The following is a 16,994-nucleotide window of genomic DNA, read 5'->3' on the forward strand; positions in this document are numbered from 1 at the left end:
TTATTCAAAGGCCGCGAATGCGGCCTTTGTTTTTTTCTGTCAAAGGTTAAAATCAGTCAAGTGCTCTGCTGACAGAGCGAAATAGTATTTGAACAGGTAAGCAGCGTGAATAAAAAACGAGTCTGGATATCGGCGGGCATTATCCTGAACCGCCAGCAGGATAAAGTATTCATCACCCGTCGTGCCGAAACGGCCCATAAAGGCGGCTTCTGGGAATTTGCCGGCGGTAAGGTAGAGCTGGGAGAAACGGCAGAGCAAGCGGTTATTCGTGAACTGAACGAAGAAGTGGGGATTACAGCCACCGAGCTGGAGCACTTTATTGAGTTAGAGCATGACTATCCGGAAAAAGCCTTAAAGTTCGATTTTTTCCTGATCAAGGCCTTTGATGGCGAAGCGTACGGCCGTGAGGGACAACCAGGCCAATGGGTGACATTGGATGCGCTGCGGGAATTCACTTTCCCCGAAGCCAACTATCCGGTTATTGATAAGCTGCTGGCCCGATAAAACCAGCAGATTTGGTAGCGGGCTGTTGACCCGCTATGTTACGCGTTATCTTCTGACCAGCCGTCTGAGTCTGACATGTCAGGGGCGCCGGGTATGGCTTTTTCTTCTGCCGCCCATTCCCCTAAATCGATAAGCTGGCAACGTTTGGAGCAAAAAGGTCGGTACGGACTGACTTCTCCCCATACAACGTCGGCCTGGCAGGTAGGGCATTGGACTATCGTGGGTGTTCTTTGTTGCGACACGGGAACCTCAGCAAATCGCTAGTGTGAATTCAATTCTTTCGCTAACCGGATTACTCGTCGTGCTCTGCCCTTCATCAAAGGGCATGAATCGGATGGCAAACCGGCTGCGGTGACCGGATATCATAGGGTAAACCCCATAGCTGGGGCAAATTTGCAATCGTAACAGGCTGGCATTTTCCGCCTCATGCTGGAAAAAACCGTTGCGGGCTATCTGAGGTTTAAAGTGGCCGGATTCCCTGGTGACTCTCAGCCATAGCTGAATCGCCTGAGCCATTGGCTTGAGTTGATCTAACCAGTACGCCATATCTGCCTGTTTGCCGTCCTGCGACAGATGTAACCAGTGATGCAGGCTGGGCAAATCGAAACAGCAGCTGCCGCCGGGCAGCGAGAAGCGCTGTTTGATCCCGGCCAGAAAGCGATCTTCACGTAAGATCTGGCCCAAACGCGGAGCTGTGATCAGGTTGTGATGGATGGAAGCCATTTGATCCAGCAGCGACAGCACGGCGCTTTGATCTACACCGTCGACATCCAGCCAGAGCTTGAGCTGAGACTGCTGCTTATCCAGATCTTTGGCCAGCTCACTTTTCACCTGGATCTGATCAAGAATATCCAGCACATCAAACAAAGCACGGAAAAAAAGCTGATATTGCCAGGGATCTTCCGATTCACTGGTGTGATTCATTTGGAGCAATAAATACTCCAGTCGCAGGTAAATACGGACTTTTTCGTTTAACGGGTGTTCAAAACGGGTTGTCTGCCGGTTAGTCTGCATAGTGCGGGCCTGTTATTCATCTCTTGATCAGCGCTGTATCAATTGCGATCAGCCTGCTCACTCAGGAGCAGATATTGCTGATGCAGCCGGGCAACTTCACCGCGTAACTGGTGGCTGTCACCATTGTTATCAATCACATCGTCAGCCGCCGTAAGCCGTTGTTCCCGGGTGGCCTGGGCCGCCAGAATTTTACGGACCTGATCGTCGTTGACCTTATCTCGAACCGTGGTACGGGCTATCTGTATGTCTTCCCGAACATCAATCACCAGCAGTCTGTCGGTCATGGCTTGCAGCTGATTCTCCACCATTAAGGGTACAACTAACAGACAATAAGGCGAGGTGGCTTTATTGATATCCTGTTTCATTTGCTGGCGAATCATGGGATGCAGCAGGCTATCCAGCCAGGCTTTTAACGCTGGCTCATTAAAGATAGCCTCTCTGAGTTTACTGCGATTGAGCTGGCCATCTGTCAGCAGGATGTCATTCCCGAGGCGTTCAGTAATGGCTTTCAGGCCTGCTGAGCCAGGTGCCACGACGTCTCTTGCAATCAGATCGGCATCAATAATATCAATGCCATAGTTGGCAAACAGGTTAGCTACTGTGGTCTTACCGCTGCCAATGCCGCCAGTCAGGCCGACTACCAAAGTCATAATGGATATCCTAAATATGTCCCTACATACCAGCTAAGAACGGGGGCACCCCAAAGCAGGGCTATCCACCCGGCCAGAGCAAGATAAGGACCGAATGAAAACGGCGTCTGCATACCCGCTTGGCTGTCACTGTGTTGCATACGCAGCAAAATGATGCCACAGATAGCGCCGAGCAAGGAAGAGAGCAGGACAATAAAAGGCAGCAACTGCCATCCGGCCCAGGCTCCCAGTGCGGCCAGGAGTTTGAAATCGCCGTAACCCATGCCTTCCTTGCCGGTGAGCAGCTTGAATACCCAGTACAGGCTCCAGAGCGACAGGTAACCGACCATGGCTCCAATCACGGCAGATTCCAGACTGACCGGGCTGACATCCAGCAGGGCCAGTAGCAAACCTGCCCACATCAGGGGCAGAGTGAGCTGATCCGGCAGCAGCATTTTATCGATATCAATGAAAGTCAGGGCGATCAGGGCACAACCGGCGCCAATCACTGCCAGGCTCCAGGCCGAGAATGGCAGCACCAGTGCGGCGGCCAGCGCTGTGAGTGCCGTCAGAAGCTCGATGGCCGGATACCGGGCACTGATTTTTGTTTTGCAGTTACTGCACCGGCCACGGAGCAAGAGCCAGCTAACGACTGGAATGTTTTCCCAGGCGCGGATCTTATGCTGGCAGTGCGGGCAACTGGAAGCCGGCACACTGAGATTAAAAACGGGCTGGGGGCCAATTTCCGCATGTTCTGAAAAGCACTCGGCGCAATCTGCGCGCCATTGTCTTTCCATCATGACAGGCAGGCGCAGGATGACCACATTCAGAAAGCTGCCGGCGATCAGGCCGAAAATAGCGGCCGCCAGAGGGTAAAGCCAGGGATAGTAGGTCAGTAACGCCATGAGATTACTCATTTTCCATCAAGATATCCGAAGAACCGTTATTTTAGCCTGATTTTGCCGTCAGTAGCGAGCCGCAGACAAATAACTCAACCAACGGCTTTCATCAGATCAAACACGGGCAAGTACATGGCCAGCAGCAAGGTACCGATAATTATCCCTATGACAAGTATCAGCACAGGCTCGAGCAGGGTTGTCAGCGTTTTCAACTGCTGTGACAGTGCGTTGTCATAGTAAGCCGCCAGCTCGAACAGCAGAGTATCTATTTTCCCGGTTTCTTCACCGACCATGATGAGCTGTATCAGACGTTCAGGAACAAGGGCGCGCTGTTTGCCCATCCCTTGCCGGATTGCGGAGTGGAGCGGTTGCCCGCCGGCGACCAGCCGGGCAGCCTGACGGTAGGTGTGTTCCAGCACTCTGTTACCGCAGGTGCTCGCGGCAAGATTCAGCCCGTCCAGCAAAGGGACGCCGGCCTGAAAAGTGGTGCCCAATGTGCGGGTGAATCGCGCTTGCGCTGCCAGATGCAGGCAGGTGCCTGCGAGCGGCAACAGCAGTGCTACGTGGTGAAAACGGTATTGCCAGCGCAGGCTGCGGCGATACTGCCAGCGGCAGAGTCCGGTTATCAGGGCCACGCTGGCCATAAGTTGCAGGCTGTACCGGCCGGCGTAGTCCGACAGCGTCAGCACTGCACGGGTCAGCCAGGGGAGCTGGTGGCCCATGGTGGCAAACAATCCGGCAAATTGCGGAATGATCCACACCAGCATCAGGGCAGTTACTGCCATGGCCACCACACAAACCGCAGCAGGGTAGAGCAGGGTATGGAACAGGGTACGCTGCAGCTGATGATACTGTTCGCGGTACGAGGCAATCTGTTCGAGAATTTGCGGCAGTTGCCCTGCGAACTCACCGGCTTTGAGCAGGCTGGTGACTATGGCATCGCAACAGGGTGTGTGGCGGGCAACGGCTTCAGAGAGCGGGGTGCCGGATGTGACCTGCTGCTGGATACGGTTCAGTATGGCGGCGGCTTCCATCCGGCTCTGCTCTTTGGTCAGAATGGCCAGTGCTGCGCTCAGCGGCAGAGAAGCACTCAGTAAGCTGGCTAGCTGCCGGAACATGTTGGTCAGATCCTGCTGCCGGAAACGATGACGGCGATAGATTAGCCAGCCGGGTCTGATGCGGCGGATGGACTGAGGCGTAATCGATTGAATGCGAAGGGAGTCTTCGATCTCTCCGGGCTGGAAAGCGACACGCACGCCGCTGACGCTGCGACCATTGCTCTGGCGTCCTCGCCACCGAAAGTAACCTAATCGTTCTGCCGGTACCATCAGGCGCTCCCGGCATCCGGCTGCAGACTGTCACATGCCAGCACCCGCTGCAGCTCGCTCAGGCTGGTGAGGCCCTGACAGAGCAAACGGATCCCGGCCTGCTCCAGTGACAAGCCGTCAGCCTGCTCAGTCATAAAATCGTAAAGCGCGGCTTCACTTAACGGGTTTGTCTGGCTGGCTTTGCAAGATACCAGTTCAAACACCCCGGTTCTGCCTAAGTAGCCCTGATTACAGTGCTCACACCCCTGAGGGTTGGCGGCGAACACTGGCGTTGATGCGTCTATGGCCAGTCTTTGGCGTTGGCTGATCGCTAGGTCAGTCTGTTGCTTACAGTGCGGGCACAGGCAGCGGACCAGCCGCTGGGCGATGATCAGACTGAGTGAGGCGCTGAGTTCATAAGGCGCGATCCCCAGATGCTGTAATCGGTTCAGGGTATCGGCCGCGGAGTTGGTGTGCAGGGTGGACAGAACCAGATGGCCGGTCTGCGCGGCGCGTACCGCCATGGTTGCGGTTTCCTGATCCCGGATCTCACCTATCATGATTACATCGGGATCCTGGCGCAGAAAGGTGCGCAGTGCTGTGGCAAAATCCAGCCCGATGGCGGGGTGAATGTGAAGCTGGTTGATGCCGGGTAATTGAATCTCAACCGGATCTTCCGCGGTACAAATGTTGCGGTGTTCCTTGTTCAGTAAGTTCAGGGCGGCATACAGCGACAGTGTTTTTCCGCTGCCGGTCGGGCCGGTCACCAGGATCAGGCCCTGTGGCTTAGTCAGTGCCTGCTCAAAGACATTACGCTGGCCGTCGGTATACCCCAGCCTGTGCAGCGCCAGCGGAATATGGTTGCTGTCGAGTAAGCGCAAGACGACTTTTTCTCCCCACTGCGCCGGCAGCGTCGAGACCCGCATATCTACGGTCAGATCTTGATTGAGCGGCAGCCTGAAGCGGCCGTCCTGAGGCAGGCGCCGCTCTGCTATGTTGAGTCTGGCCAGTATTTTGAGTCTGGCGGCCAGCCGGGCAGCCAAATCTGAAGGGGGAGTGGCATGAATCAGAAGCAGGCCATCGCAGCGAAACCGGATCCGGCACTGTTTTTCTAACGGCTCGATGTGAATATCAGAGGCCTGCCGCCGTACCGCATCCAGCAGCAGGTGATTGAGATAACGGCTGACAGGGGCGTCGTCGTTGTCGGCTGCTTGTTCGCTCGGCGGAGCCTGGGCGGCTGAGATCTGCGCTATCTCATTGTCGTTGAGGCTGGCAGTGTGCAGCGTGCTGGTAATCGGATCACCGTAAATCCGCCTGATGGCGTTTTCCAGTTGCCTGAGCGGTAAAATCACCGGTGAAATCTGATAGCCGGAGGCAAAGCGGCATTCGTCCTGACTGCGGGTATCAAAGGGGTTGGCGATTCCTAAGGTGAGCACATCCTTATCCAGTGCGAGGGGAAGCACGTTGTGTCTTTCTATCAGAGGTCTGAGGCTCAGCTTTTTACAGACCGACTGATAATCGTAATGGTGGACATCGTCCATAGGCAGTGCAGCAAGATGGGCCAGTTGTTTGGCCAGATCCCAGTCGCTGAACACCCCAGAGCTGACGATGGCCGCGATATCGTTCAGGTGATGATGGCGCATTTCGGCCAGGATTCGATCGGCTTCAGCCGGATTGATTAGGCTGGATTGCAGCAAAGTGTTGACCAGAGCGCTGCTCATATTATTGCCCCGGACAAAATTGCGACTGGTTATCACCGCTGCAAAGTGTGCGCCAGACAATGCCGTGGGCGTCGCTCTGTGGCTGTAACCGGATTTCCGCATTTGCCGGCAGGCTGCCTTTGCGCTGTCCTTCCGGAATACGCGCTACTATGGCTGCGCCGTCAGTGATGGTTGGTGTGGTCCCTGACAGGCTTGCCGTCACTGTTGAGAAAATTTCAAAACTGTCACCGTTGCTTTTGCTGAAAAGTTGTCTGGCAGGTACACCGTTACTGCCGCTGTGACAGTCGACCAGCTGGGCGGTACCTGATGTTTGCCCTGTCATCAGGCATAAACTGACCGCGGTTTTCATCGCCGAGGAAGCATGCAGCATTTCAGTTGCATGGGCACGCTGGGTGTATCCCTGATAAGCCGGCATGGCAAAAGCCGCCAGTATGCTGATGATAGCCACCACTATCATCAATTCAATCAATGTAAATCCACTGTGTCTGGTCATCATGCTATCCGCCTGAAGAAACTGTGCGAATGAAAATAAGTCATGTTATTCATATGGATAGCAGTGAATCTTGGTTTCTCGGTGCTATTCAACCCCTTAGTTGTAACAGCCAGGGCTTACAACCGATCGCTGGAGGCTGCTCGAAGAAAACGGTGTCGGGCAGGCGGTATCAAGGGCCGGATTGACATTAGTCAGACTGACTTGCTCGAATGTGCTCATGGTGCGAAATGAGCATAAACACAGTGCAATTGCAGTAAATTACTTAAAAACCACTATTTTTGTTGGGTGTCTATCAAGACAATACTCAGATCACAGATAGCAAATGAGCACAAACGAAAAGATTTACTTTCATCGGTTTGATGAATACGCTCACTCGCTCATTAAAAAACCATCGCAATAATCATAACAACGAGGTTCCCTCTGAATGTTTGGAATTTTCACTCCCAAAGCGCATCAGCCTCTGCTACCGGCAGACAAGGTTGACAGCACCTACAAACGGCTGCGGTGGCAGCTTTTTATTGGAATTTTTTTCGGGTATGCAGGTTATTACCTGGTACGTAAGAATTTCAGTCTGGCGATGCCATACCTGATTGAGCAGGGCTTTAGCCGTGGTGATCTGGGTGTCGCGCTGGCCGCTGTCTCTATTTCCTATGGCCTGTCGAAGTTTCTGATGGGCAGCGTGTCTGACCGCTCCGATCCGCGCTATTTCTTAAGTGCCGGCCTGCTGATGTCGTCGCTGGTGATGTTTTGCTTCGGTTTCATGCCCTGGGCAACGAGCAGCATTACCGCCATGTTTATCCTGCTGTTCCTGAACGGCTGGTTCCAGGGTATGGGCTGGCCAGCGTGCGGCCGGACTATGGTGCACTGGTGGTCCCGTAAAGAGCGGGGCGAAATTGTCTCGGTTTGGAATGTCGCTCATAACGTGGGCGGCGGCCTGATTGGCCCGCTGTTTTTGCTGGGGTTATGGGCTTTCCAGGATGACTGGCGCGCGGCCTTTTATGTACCTGCCTTTTTTGCTGCCCTGGTGGCTGTTTTCATCTGGCTGACGGTGCGTGATACGCCTCAGTCTTGCGGCCTGCCGGCGATTGAAGAATACAAAAACGATTACCCGGACGATTACGACAAGTCTCATGAAAAAGAGATGTCGGCCAAAGAAATTTTCTTTAAGTACGTATTTTCCAACAAGCTGCTGTGGTCTATCGCGATTGCCAATGCCTTTGTGTACCTGATCCGTTACGGCGTACTCGACTGGGCACCTGTGTACCTGAAAGAAGCCAAGGAATTCACTGTGGATAAATCATCCTGGGCGTATTTCCTGTATGAGTGGGCCGGTATTCCGGGCACGCTGCTGTGCGGCTGGATTTCTGACAAACTGTTCAAAGGGCGCCGTGCGCCTGCCGGTATTCTGTTCATGGTGCTGGTTACTGTGGCAGTACTGGTTTACTGGTTTAACCCGGCAGGCAATCCAACTGTTGATATGCTGGCACTGATTGCGATCGGTTTCCTGATTTATGGTCCTGTGATGCTGATTGGTCTGTATGCGCTTGAACTGGCGCCGAAGAAAGCGGCGGGCACAGCGGCGGGTCTGACCGGCCTGTTTGGTTACCTGGGTGGCGCTGTCGCGGCGAATGCGGTACTGGGTTACACAGTGGATCACTTTGGCTGGGATGGCGGTTTCATCGTGCTGGTGGGCTCTTGTATCGCATCCATCATCTTCCTGATGTATGCCTTTGTCGGTGAGCGGGCGCACCATAAACAAAAAGCACGCGAACAAGCACTTGCTTAAATTCATGCTTTAATCTTTATATTATTCGGGCCGTTTCATAACTGTGGCGGCCTGACTCTTTTCGGGTGTCTATGTACCAACATATGGATAATAAAATGAAACTGAACGTTATTGGCTTAACCCTGGCTGCACTGACTTACTCTTCCTTCTCTCTGGCGGATCCGCTGGTGATTGCACACCGTGGCGCGTCGGGCTACCTGCCTGAGCACACGCTGGAAGCCAAAGCAATGGCCTATGCCATGAAGCCGGACTATATCGAGCAAGACGTGGTGATGACCAAAGACGACCAACTGGTTGTTTTGCATGATCATTATCTTGATCGTGTGACAGACGTGGCGGAGCGTTATCCTGATCGTGCCCGTGCCGACGGCCGTTACTACGCGATCGATTTTACCCTGGCTGAAATTCAAGGTCTGCGTCTGACCGAAGGCTTTAATATAGATAAAGACGGCAACAAGGTGGCGGGTTTTCCTGACCGTTTCCCGTTGTGGAAGTCGTCCTTTACTGTGCCGACACTGGCGGAAGAAATTGAGCTGATCCAAGGCCTGAACAGCACGTTGGGTTACAACATAGGGATCTACCCTGAGATCAAAGCCCCCTGGTTCCACCGCCACGAAGGCAAGGATATCTCCAAGGCCTTACTGAAAGTGCTGAAAGCCTACGGCTACGACAGCAAAGACGACAAAGCTTTTGTGCAGTGTTTTGATCCGATTGAACTCAAACGCATCAATGATGAACTGATGCCGGCCATGAAGATGGATCTCAATCTGGTACAGCTGATGGCCTACACCGACTGGAACGAGACCATGGTGTATCAAGGCAAGGATGCAACGCCGTACAACTATGACTGGATGTTTGAAAAAGGCGGCATGGCAAAAGTGGCTCAGTATGCCGATGGTATAGGGCCATGGAAACCTATGCTGGTGGATGATAAATCAACCCAGGATAAGCTGATCATCCTGCCGCTGATGAAAGAAGCTAAGTCTGCCGGTTTGGTGGTTCACCCCTACACTTTCCGTGCCGATGAAGGCCGTATTGCCCCTTATGCGGATAACTTCGATGACATGCTGGACGTGTTTTATAACAAAGTGAAAGTGGATGGCGTATTCACTGACTTCCCGGACAAAGCAGTGTCTTTCCTGAACCGCGGCTAACAGGGACTCATCCTTAATAAGAAAAGGGAGCGCTCTGGCGCTCCCTTTCTGTTTCTGAATCATCTGAGCTTATTTAAAGCGCATTGACAAGTCCATGGCACGCACATGCTTGGTCAGCGCGCCGACCGAGATATAATCGACACCGGTTTCAGCAAAGTCGCGCAGTGTTTCATCGGTGACATTGCCCGACACTTCCAGAGCGACCTGTCCCTGATTTAACGCAACCGCTGCGCGCATCATATCCGTGGTGAAGTTGTCCAGCATCACGATGTCAGCACCGGCATCAATGGCCTGTTTCAGTTCATCCAGACTCTCGGTTTCCACTTCCACCGGCTTGCCCGGATTGAGCTGCCTGGCCGCCTCAACGGCTTGTCTGATCCCGCCACAGGCAATGATGTGGTTTTCTTTGATCAGATAGGCATCGAATACTCCGATACGGTGGTTGAAGCCGCCGCCACACGCAACAGCGTACTTCAGTGCGTTGCGCAGGCCGGGTATGGTCTTACGGGTATCGAGCAGACGGGTTGGAGTGCCTTCCAGCAGATCGGCGTAATGTGCCACCTTAGTGGCGCAGCCGGATAAGGTCTGGATGAAGTTCATTGCATTGCGCTCGCCAGTCAGCAGAATACGCGATGGGCCCTGCAGCACGCACAGCACCTGATTGGGCTCAACCGGATCGCCGTCGCTGACCTGCCAGTCTATGGTTACTTGCTCACCCAGTTGACGGAACACTTCGTCGGCCCAGAGCTGGCCGCAGAACACCCCGGATTCACGGGTAATAATGGTGGCCGTTCCCTGGCTGTCCGCCGGGATCAGGCTGGCAGTAATGTCGCGGGCCGCATCAATCTCGCCGCCCAAATCTTCGCGCAGCGCATCGGCCACATTGCGGCGGATATCTTCGGGAAGCTGCTGGCGCAGGTAGGCCAGGCGAGACTGCGTATCATGTTTTTGTTCCGTAGGGCTCATAACTTATATACCGTGTTGGCTGAGGCTGTCGAAATGAAGCCGATCATACTGTGAGATGCTGGCAAGGGGAAGGCATTCTCGGGTTGAGTGAGAGCGTCTACAGGTTTTATCCTTAGTGTCAGGTAAATCAAGCAAACAGGCAGCAGGCATGAATTTCAGAATTAACGACCAACACTGGCTGGACAAAGTGAAACGGGTGCCTTCTCCGTTCTGTGACCGCCGGCAGGATGAAACCGATATCTCTTTGCTGGTGATACACAATATCAGCCTGCCGCCAGGGCAGTTTGGCGGTCCTTATATAGAGCAGCTTTTTACCGGACAACTGGATCCGGACGGGCACCCGTATTTTCGGGAAATTCATCAGTTACGGGTATCCGCCCATTGCCTGATCCGCCGCGATGGCGAAGTGATTCAGTTTGTGCCTTTCAATGCCAGAGCCTGGCATGCCGGTGTGTCTGAATTTGCCGGCAGAGAGAAATGCAATGATTTTTCTATCGGCATTGAACTGGAAGGCACAGATACCCTGCCATATACCCCGGAGCAGTATGACGCTCTGCGCCGACTCACCCGCATTTTGTTAGCCCGTTATCCGCAACTGTCCCGCGCCCGCATCACCGGGCATGAATTTATTGCTCCCGGCCGCAAGACCGACCCTGGACTGGCCTTTGACTGGCGGTGTTATAAAAGCGGGTTAAGTGATTAAAAAAAATTTGAGCTGTTTTACAAAAAGTGACATTTTTGTATGTGACGAAAATGTTAACAAATTGGTCTGACCATTAACTTTCTGTAGGAATCTTGTTCGCAACATGCGGGATTATGGTCTAAAGTTGCGATAATTTTTGGCTTTCATGGTCCGAATTGCGGGGATTTATTGCTCGAAGTACCATGACATGAATCAAGTTGTCGGTAGACATCCTCAATTATTTCTGTAAAATTTCTGTATATAGTTAAATTGGTATGACCAATTAACCGGTCGTAGGGTCGAACTGTAAGATAAAAAAATACAAGAAGCAGATACTAATAAATGACTTATAAGCGTATTCGCCAAGCCAAGCTCTCAGACGTCATAGAGCAAGAACTTGAGCGACTGATCCTGGAGGGGATATGGTCCCCCGGAGACCAACTGCCGCCTGAACGAGAGTTAGCGCGGCAGTTTGACGTTTCGCGTCCTTCGGTACGCGAAGCGATTCAACGCTTAGAAGCCAAACATCTGCTGACCCGTCGTCAGGGCGGGGGCACCTTTGTGTCGGATCAGTTATGGCAAAGCTTTTCTGATCCCCTGCTGGACTTACTGGCAGCCCATCCTGAAACACAGCTCGATTTACTCGAATCCCGCCATGCCCTTGAAGGGCTGGCTGCTTACTATGCCGCTCTTCGCGGCAATGAAGACGATTTCGACCGTATCCGCGCCTGTCACAGCCGGATACAGGAAGCCCAGCAACAGGGTGATCTCAAGTCTGAAGCTGCCGCTGTGATGCAGTATCTGATTGCGGTGACCGAATCCGCTCATAATCTGGTACTGCTGCATATCATCCGCAGTCTCGCCCCCTTGCTGGAACAAAACGTATTACAAAACTTTGAACTCCTGAACCGTCGCCCAGAGGTGGTGGAGAAGGTGAGCAAACACCGAGCCGATATTGTGCATGCGATCGTTTCCGGGCAGCCGGAAATGGCGCGTGAAGCATCGCATGCACATTTGGCTTATATCGAGGAAACATTGTTGGATTTAACGCTTGAAGATAGCAGACGTGAACGCTCTCTTCGCAGGATTCAACAACGCAAGGACGGGCTGGATTAATACTTCCCTCATATAAGCCGAGGTCGGTATCAAACAGTCGCGACATTGTTAGGGGCGATAAAACCCTGGTTTTGTAGAATATCAACGAAAGGATAGATCGCATGTCTGAAGTCATGAAGCATGACGTGGACGCACTGGAGACTCAAGAATGGCTAGCAGCCCTGGAGTCCGTCGTTCGTGAAGAAGGTGTAGAGCGCGCACAGTACCTGCTGGAGCAAGTGCTGGAAAAAGCGCGTCTGGGTGGAGTAGACATGCCAACGGGCATTACCACTAACTACATCAATACCATTCCTGCAGCACAAGAGCCTGCGTATCCTGGTGATACCACTCTGGAACGTCGTATCCGTGCAATTATCCGCTGGAACGCCGTAATGATCGTACTGCGTGCCTCTAAGAAAGATCTGGAACTGGGTGGCCACATGGCTTCGTTCCAATCTTCTGCGGCTTTCTACGAAGTGTGCTTTAACCACTTCTTCCGTGCAGCTAACGAAACAGACGGCGGCGACCTGGTGTACTATCAGGGCCACATCTCTCCGGGTATCTACTCTCGTGCCTTCGTTGAAGGTCGTCTGACTGAAGAGCAACTGGATAACTTCCGTCAGGAAGTCGACGGTAAAGGTATTTCTTCTTATCCGCACCCTAAACTGATGCCTGAATTCTGGCAATTCCCAACCGTGTCTATGGGTCTGGGTCCAATCGCCTCTATCTATCAGGCGCGTTTCCTGAAGTACCTGAATGGCCGCGGTATGAAAGATACCTCTGCTCAGCGTGTGTATGCATTCCTGGGTGATGGCGAGATGGATGAGCCAGAATCACGCGGTGCGATTTCTTTTGCAGCCCGTGAGAAACTGGACAACCTGTGCTTCCTGGTTAACTGTAACCTGCAGCGTCTTGACGGCCCGGTTATGGGTAACGGCAGCATCATCCAGGAACTGGAAGGTCTGTTCAAAGGTGCAGGCTGGAACGTAGTTAAAGTAATCTGGGGTAACAACTGGGATTCTCTGCTGGCAAAAGATACCACAGGTAAACTGCTGCAGCTGATGAACGAAACCATTGACGGTGACTACCAGACGTTCAAATCCAAAGACGGCGCTTACGTGCGTGAGCACTTCTTCGGTAAATACCCTGAAACAGCAGCCCTGGTTGCTGACATGACTGACGACGAAATCTTTGCGCTGAAGCGTGGCGGTCACGAGTCATCAAAACTGTACGCGGCATTCAAAAACGCGCAAGACACCAAAGGCAAGCCAACTGTTATCCTGGCTAAAACCGTTAAAGGTTACGGCATGGGTGAAGCGGCCGAAGGTAAGAACATTGCGCACCAGGTGAAGAAAATGGACATGACCCATGTTCTGCACCTGCGCGATCGCCTGGGTCTGCAAGATCTGGTGTCTGAAGATGACGTGAAGAACCTGCCTTACCTGAAACTGGAAGAAGGTTCGAAAGAGCACGAATACCTGCACGCTCGTCGTAAAGCACTGCACGGTTACACACCTAAGCGTCTGCCGAACTTCACCCAAGAGTTCATTGTGCCTGAGCTGGCAGAGTTCAAACCGCTGCTGGAAGAGCAGAAGCGTGATATCTCAACCACTATGGGCTTTGTGCGTGCACTGAACGTGCTGCTGAAGAACAAGAACATCGGTAAGAACATCGTTCCTATTATTGCTGACGAAGCGCGTACTTTCGGTATGGAAGGCCTGTTCCGTCAAATCGGTATCTACAACCCAAGCGGTCAGACTTATACCCCTGAAGACCGTGGCGTTGTGTCTTACTACAAAGAAGACACCGCAGGTCAGGTACTGCAGGAAGGTATTAACGAGCTGGGCGCTATGTCTTCGTGGGTAGCTGCGGCGACCTCGTACAGCACCAACGACCTGCCAATGGTTCCTTTCTACATCTACTACTCTATGTTCGGCTTCCAGCGTGTTGGCGACATGGCGTGGATGGCGGGTGACCAGCAAGCACGTGGCTTCCTGCTGGGTGCAACAGCCGGTCGTACAACCCTGAACGGTGAAGGTCTGCAGCACGAAGATGGTCACAGCCACATTCTGGCCAACACTATCCCGAACTGTATCTCTTACGACCCGACGTTCGCGTACGAAGTGGCCGTTATCATGCAAGACGGTATCCGTCGCATGTATGGCGATCAGGAAAATGTGTTCTACTACCTGACGCTGATGAACGAAAACTACGCAATGCCAGCGATGCCGGAAGGCGCTGAAGAAGGTATCCGTAAGGGTATCTACAAGCTGGAAACTTACGCGGGCGATAAAGCGAAAGTTCAGCTGATGAGCTCAGGCACCATCATGACTGAAGTACGTAAAGCCGCTCAAATCCTGAGCGACGATTACGGCATCGCGTCTGACGTCTTCTCTGTAACCTCATTCAACGAACTGGCCCGTGACGGTCAGGACGCAGAGCGTTACAACATGCTGCACCCGGAAGCTGAGCAGAAAGTCACTTACATCGCGGAAGTGATGGGTACTGAACCTGCCATTGCAGCAACTGACTACATGAAGAACTATGCGGATCAGGTGCGTGCCTTCATCCCGGCTGAATCTTATAAAGTGCTGGGTACTGATGGCTTTGGCCGTTCTGACAGCCGTGAGAACCTGCGTCGTCACTTCGAAGTGAACGCTGGCTACGTGGTTGTTGCAGCTCTGAACGAGCTGGCCAAGCGTGGTGATGTTGAGAAATCTGCCGTTGCGGAAGCAATCAAGAAATTCAACATCGATGCCGACAAGATCAACCCGCTATTCGCGTAAGAGGCAATAAATAATGGCAATCGAAATTAATGTACCTGACATCGGTGCTGATGAGGTTGAGGTTACTGAAATCCTGGTCAGCGTTGGCGACAAGGTGGAAGAAGAGCAATCTCTGATCACTGTTGAAGGCGACAAGGCTTCCATGGAAGTACCGGCTTCTCAGGCGGGTATCGTAAAAGAAATCAAAGTAGCGGAAGGCGACAAAGTGTCTACCGGTTCTTTGATCATGATCTTCGAAGCGGAGGGTGCGGCGCAAGCGGCACCTGCTCCAGCTGCAGAAGCCGCGCCTGCTGCAGCCCCTGCCGCTCCAGCCGCCGCTGAACTGAAAGAAGTTCACGTGCCGGATATCGGTGGCGACGAAGTTGAAGTCACTGAAATCATGGTGGCGGTTGGCGACAGCGTTGAAGAAGAGCAGTCTCTGATCACGGTTGAAGGCGACAAGGCTTCGATGGAAGTACCGGCGCCATTCGCGGGCACGGTAAAAGAAATCAAGATCGTATCCGGTGACAAAGTGTCGACGGGTTCTCTGATCATGGTCTTTGAAGTGGCCGGTTCTGGTGCAGCAGCACCGGCTCCAGCGGCTGAAGCAGCTCCTGCTCCGGCAGCAGCACCAGCCGCGGCGGCTGACAAAGAAGTGAACGTACCGGATATCGGTGGTGACGAAGTTGAAGTGACTGAAATCATGGTTGCCGTTGGCGACATGGTGGAAGAAGAGCAATCTCTGATCACAGTGGAAGGCGACAAAGCTTCAATGGAAGTGCCTGCACCATTCGCGGGCAAAGTGAAAGAAATCAAGATCGCGAGCGGCGACAAAGTCTCGACCGGCTCTCTGATCATGGTATTCGAAGTGGCTGGTGCCGCTCCGGCTGCAGCACCTCAGGCCGCAGCACCTGCTCCGGCAGCAGCAGCACCAGCGGCGGCTCCGGCTGCGAAAGCTGAAGCTCCTGCAGCGAGTGGCGATTTCGTTGAAAACAACGAATACGCACACGCTTCTCCGGTTGTTCGTCGTCTGGCTCGCGAGTTTGGTGTTAACCTGGCGAAAGTCAAAGGTACCGGCCGCAAGAACCGCGTTCTGAAAGAAGACGTTCAGAGCTATGTGAAAGACGCGCTGAAACGCCTTGAGTCTGGTACAGCAGCTTCTGCATCCGGTAAAGGTGACGGTGCGGCACTGGGTCTGCTGCCTTGGCCGAAAGTAGATTTCAGCAAGTTCGGCGAAACGGAAGTGAAGCCGCTGTCTCGCATCAAGAAGATCTCTGGCGCCAACCTGCACCGTAACTGGGTGATGATCCCGCATGTTACTCAGTGGGATGACGCAGACATCACAGCGCTGGAAGCTTTCCGTAAAGAGCAGAATGCGATTGAAGCGAAGAAAGACACAGGCATGAAGATCACCCCGCTGGTGTTCATCATGAAAGCTGTTGCCAAGTCTCTGGAAGCCTTCCCGGCGTTCAACTCTTCTCTGTCTGACGACGGTGAGAGCCTGATCCTGAAGAAATACGTTAACATCGGTATTGCGGTAGATACACCAAACGGTCTGGTTGTGCCTGTGTTCAAAGACGTGAACAAGAAAGGCATCTACGAGCTGTCTGAAGAGCTGATGGTGGTCTCTAAGAAAGCCCGTGCCGGTAAACTGACGGCTGCTGACATGCAGGGCGGCTGCTTCACTATCTCAAGCCTGGGTGGCCTGGGTGGTACGGCATTCACTCCAATCGTGAATGCCCCTGAAGTGGGCATCCTGGGTGTGTCTAAGTCTGAGATGAAACCAGTATGGAACGGCAAGGACTTCGAACCTCGCCTGATGCTGCCGCTGTCACTGTCTTACGATCACCGTGTGATCGACGGTGCTGAAGGTGCACGCTTCATTACTTACCTGAACGGCATGCTGTCCGACATTCGTCGTCTGGTGCTGTAAAAGGTGTGACCCGAGATTCCTTGCCCGTATGAACGGGCAAGGAATT

Annotated in this window: 15 protein-coding genes; 7 read left to right on the forward strand and 8 right to left on the reverse strand. The window is 53.1% G+C overall.

The window, feature by feature from the left end; translation table 11 throughout:
- The first annotated feature begins 105 nt into the window (after nt 1-105).
- Nucleotides 106-504 (forward strand): 8-oxo-dGTP diphosphatase MutT, encoded by a 399-nt coding sequence (gene mutT, locus L6J37_RS06985; RefSeq protein ID WP_192015813.1) that lies wholly within the window; start codon nt 106-108, stop codon nt 502-504.
- 38 nt (nt 505-542) lie between these two features.
- Here mutT and yacG read toward each other — a convergent pair whose 3' ends face one another.
- From yacG to L6J37_RS07020, 7 genes are all read right to left on the reverse strand, one after another.
- A complete protein-coding gene (gene yacG, locus L6J37_RS06990; protein WP_192015812.1) occupies nt 543-746 on the reverse strand; it encodes a DNA gyrase inhibitor YacG in 204 nt (67 codons plus the stop codon).
- A 7-nt stretch (nt 747-753) separates the two neighbouring features.
- Nucleotides 754-1,518, reverse strand: a complete 765-nt coding sequence (gene zapD / locus L6J37_RS06995) for a cell division protein ZapD (protein WP_218384326.1) — start codon at nt 1,516-1,518, stop codon at nt 754-756.
- Nucleotides 1,519-1,556: 38 nt separating this feature from the next.
- Nucleotides 1,557-2,168, reverse strand: a complete 612-nt coding sequence (gene coaE / locus L6J37_RS07000) for a dephospho-CoA kinase (protein ID WP_237794639.1) — start codon at nt 2,166-2,168, stop codon at nt 1,557-1,559.
- Nucleotides 2,165-3,052, reverse strand: coding sequence for a prepilin peptidase (locus L6J37_RS07005; protein WP_218384324.1), 888 nt, complete (start codon nt 3,050-3,052; stop codon nt 2,165-2,167). Before L6J37_RS07005 ends, coaE begins: the two co-directional genes overlap by 4 nt.
- Before the next feature lie 86 nt (nt 3,053-3,138).
- Nucleotides 3,139-4,374, reverse strand: a complete 1,236-nt coding sequence (locus tag L6J37_RS07010) for a type II secretion system F family protein (protein ID WP_237794640.1) — start codon at nt 4,372-4,374, stop codon at nt 3,139-3,141.
- Complete coding sequence (locus L6J37_RS07015) at nt 4,374-6,074, reverse strand: GspE/PulE family protein (protein ID WP_237794641.1); 1,701 nt, start codon at nt 6,072-6,074, stop codon at nt 4,374-4,376. The genes L6J37_RS07010 and L6J37_RS07015 overlap by 1 nt, the downstream gene beginning before the upstream one ends.
- A gap of 1 nt (nt 6,075) precedes the next feature.
- Nucleotides 6,076-6,570, reverse strand: a complete 495-nt coding sequence (locus L6J37_RS07020) for a pilin (protein WP_304622553.1) — start codon at nt 6,568-6,570, stop codon at nt 6,076-6,078.
- A gap of 421 nt (nt 6,571-6,991) precedes the next feature.
- On the opposite strand from L6J37_RS07020, the gene glpT reads away from it, so the two are divergent.
- Nucleotides 6,992-8,353: a glycerol-3-phosphate transporter gene (gene glpT / locus L6J37_RS07025; RefSeq protein ID WP_218384322.1), complete on the forward strand. Its 1,362-nt coding sequence runs from the start codon at nt 6,992-6,994 to the stop codon at nt 8,351-8,353.
- A gap of 95 nt (nt 8,354-8,448) precedes the next feature.
- Nucleotides 8,449-9,507, forward strand: coding sequence for a glycerophosphodiester phosphodiesterase (glpQ, locus tag L6J37_RS07030; RefSeq protein ID WP_237794642.1), 1,059 nt, complete (start codon nt 8,449-8,451; stop codon nt 9,505-9,507).
- Nucleotides 9,508-9,576: 69 nt separating this feature from the next.
- On the opposite strand, the gene nadC is transcribed toward glpQ, so the two are convergent.
- Nucleotides 9,577-10,473: a carboxylating nicotinate-nucleotide diphosphorylase gene (gene nadC, locus L6J37_RS07035; protein ID WP_218384320.1), complete on the reverse strand. Its 897-nt coding sequence runs from the start codon at nt 10,471-10,473 to the stop codon at nt 9,577-9,579.
- A gap of 148 nt (nt 10,474-10,621) precedes the next feature.
- On the opposite strand from nadC, the gene ampD reads away from it, so the two are divergent.
- The 4 genes from ampD to aceF all read left to right on the forward strand — a co-directional run bounded on the left by ampD (nt 10,622) and on the right by aceF (nt 16,948).
- Nucleotides 10,622-11,176, forward strand: a complete 555-nt coding sequence (gene ampD / locus L6J37_RS07040) for a 1,6-anhydro-N-acetylmuramyl-L-alanine amidase AmpD (RefSeq protein WP_192015803.1) — start codon at nt 10,622-10,624, stop codon at nt 11,174-11,176.
- A gap of 321 nt (nt 11,177-11,497) precedes the next feature.
- Nucleotides 11,498-12,271 carry a pyruvate dehydrogenase complex transcriptional repressor PdhR gene (gene pdhR / locus L6J37_RS07045; protein WP_027253657.1) on the forward strand — a complete coding sequence of 258 codons (774 nt, stop codon included), beginning with the start codon at nt 11,498-11,500 and terminating at the stop codon, nt 12,269-12,271.
- 101 nt (nt 12,272-12,372) lie between these two features.
- Nucleotides 12,373-15,036: a pyruvate dehydrogenase (acetyl-transferring), homodimeric type gene (aceE, locus tag L6J37_RS07050; RefSeq protein WP_192015802.1), complete on the forward strand. Its 2,664-nt coding sequence runs from the start codon at nt 12,373-12,375 to the stop codon at nt 15,034-15,036.
- Nucleotides 15,037-15,049: 13 nt separating this feature from the next.
- Complete coding sequence (gene aceF / locus L6J37_RS07055; RefSeq protein ID WP_218384314.1) at nt 15,050-16,948, forward strand: pyruvate dehydrogenase complex dihydrolipoyllysine-residue acetyltransferase; 1,899 nt, start codon at nt 15,050-15,052, stop codon at nt 16,946-16,948.
- The last annotated feature ends 46 nt before the right edge of the window (nt 16,949-16,994 follow it).

The sequence above is a fragment of the Photobacterium sp. WH77 genome (genome assembly GCF_022014395.1).
Taxonomy (GTDB): Bacteria; Pseudomonadota; Gammaproteobacteria; order Enterobacterales; family Vibrionaceae; genus Photobacterium; species Photobacterium arenosum.

Coding starts and splice junctions, on each gene's coding strand:
- zapD (WP_218384326.1), bottom strand. CDS start 1,518: ATGCAGACTAACCGGCAGACAACCCGTTTTGAACACCCGTTAAACGAA.
- coaE (WP_237794639.1), bottom strand. CDS start 2,168: ATGACTTTGGTAGTCGGCCTGACTGGCGGCATTGGCAGCGGTAAGACC.
- L6J37_RS07005 (WP_218384324.1), bottom strand. CDS start 3,052: ATGGCGTTACTGACCTACTATCCCTGGCTTTACCCTCTGGCGGCCGCT.
- L6J37_RS07010 (WP_237794640.1), bottom strand. CDS start 4,374: ATGGTACCGGCAGAACGATTAGGTTACTTTCGGTGGCGAGGACGCCAG.
- L6J37_RS07015 (WP_237794641.1), bottom strand. CDS start 6,074: ATGAGCAGCGCTCTGGTCAACACTTTGCTGCAATCCAGCCTAATCAAT.
- L6J37_RS07020 (WP_304622553.1), bottom strand. CDS start 6,570: ATGATGACCAGACACAGTGGATTTACATTGATTGAATTGATGATAGTG.
- glpT (WP_218384322.1), top strand. CDS start 6,992: ATGTTTGGAATTTTCACTCCCAAAGCGCATCAGCCTCTGCTACCGGCA.
- glpQ (WP_237794642.1), top strand. CDS start 8,449: ATGAAACTGAACGTTATTGGCTTAACCCTGGCTGCACTGACTTACTCT.
- nadC (WP_218384320.1), bottom strand. CDS start 10,473: ATGAGCCCTACGGAACAAAAACATGATACGCAGTCTCGCCTGGCCTAC.
- ampD (WP_192015803.1), top strand. CDS start 10,622: ATGAATTTCAGAATTAACGACCAACACTGGCTGGACAAAGTGAAACGG.
- pdhR (WP_027253657.1), top strand. CDS start 11,498: ATGACTTATAAGCGTATTCGCCAAGCCAAGCTCTCAGACGTCATAGAG.
- aceE (WP_192015802.1), top strand. CDS start 12,373: ATGTCTGAAGTCATGAAGCATGACGTGGACGCACTGGAGACTCAAGAA.
- aceF (WP_218384314.1), top strand. CDS start 15,050: ATGGCAATCGAAATTAATGTACCTGACATCGGTGCTGATGAGGTTGAG.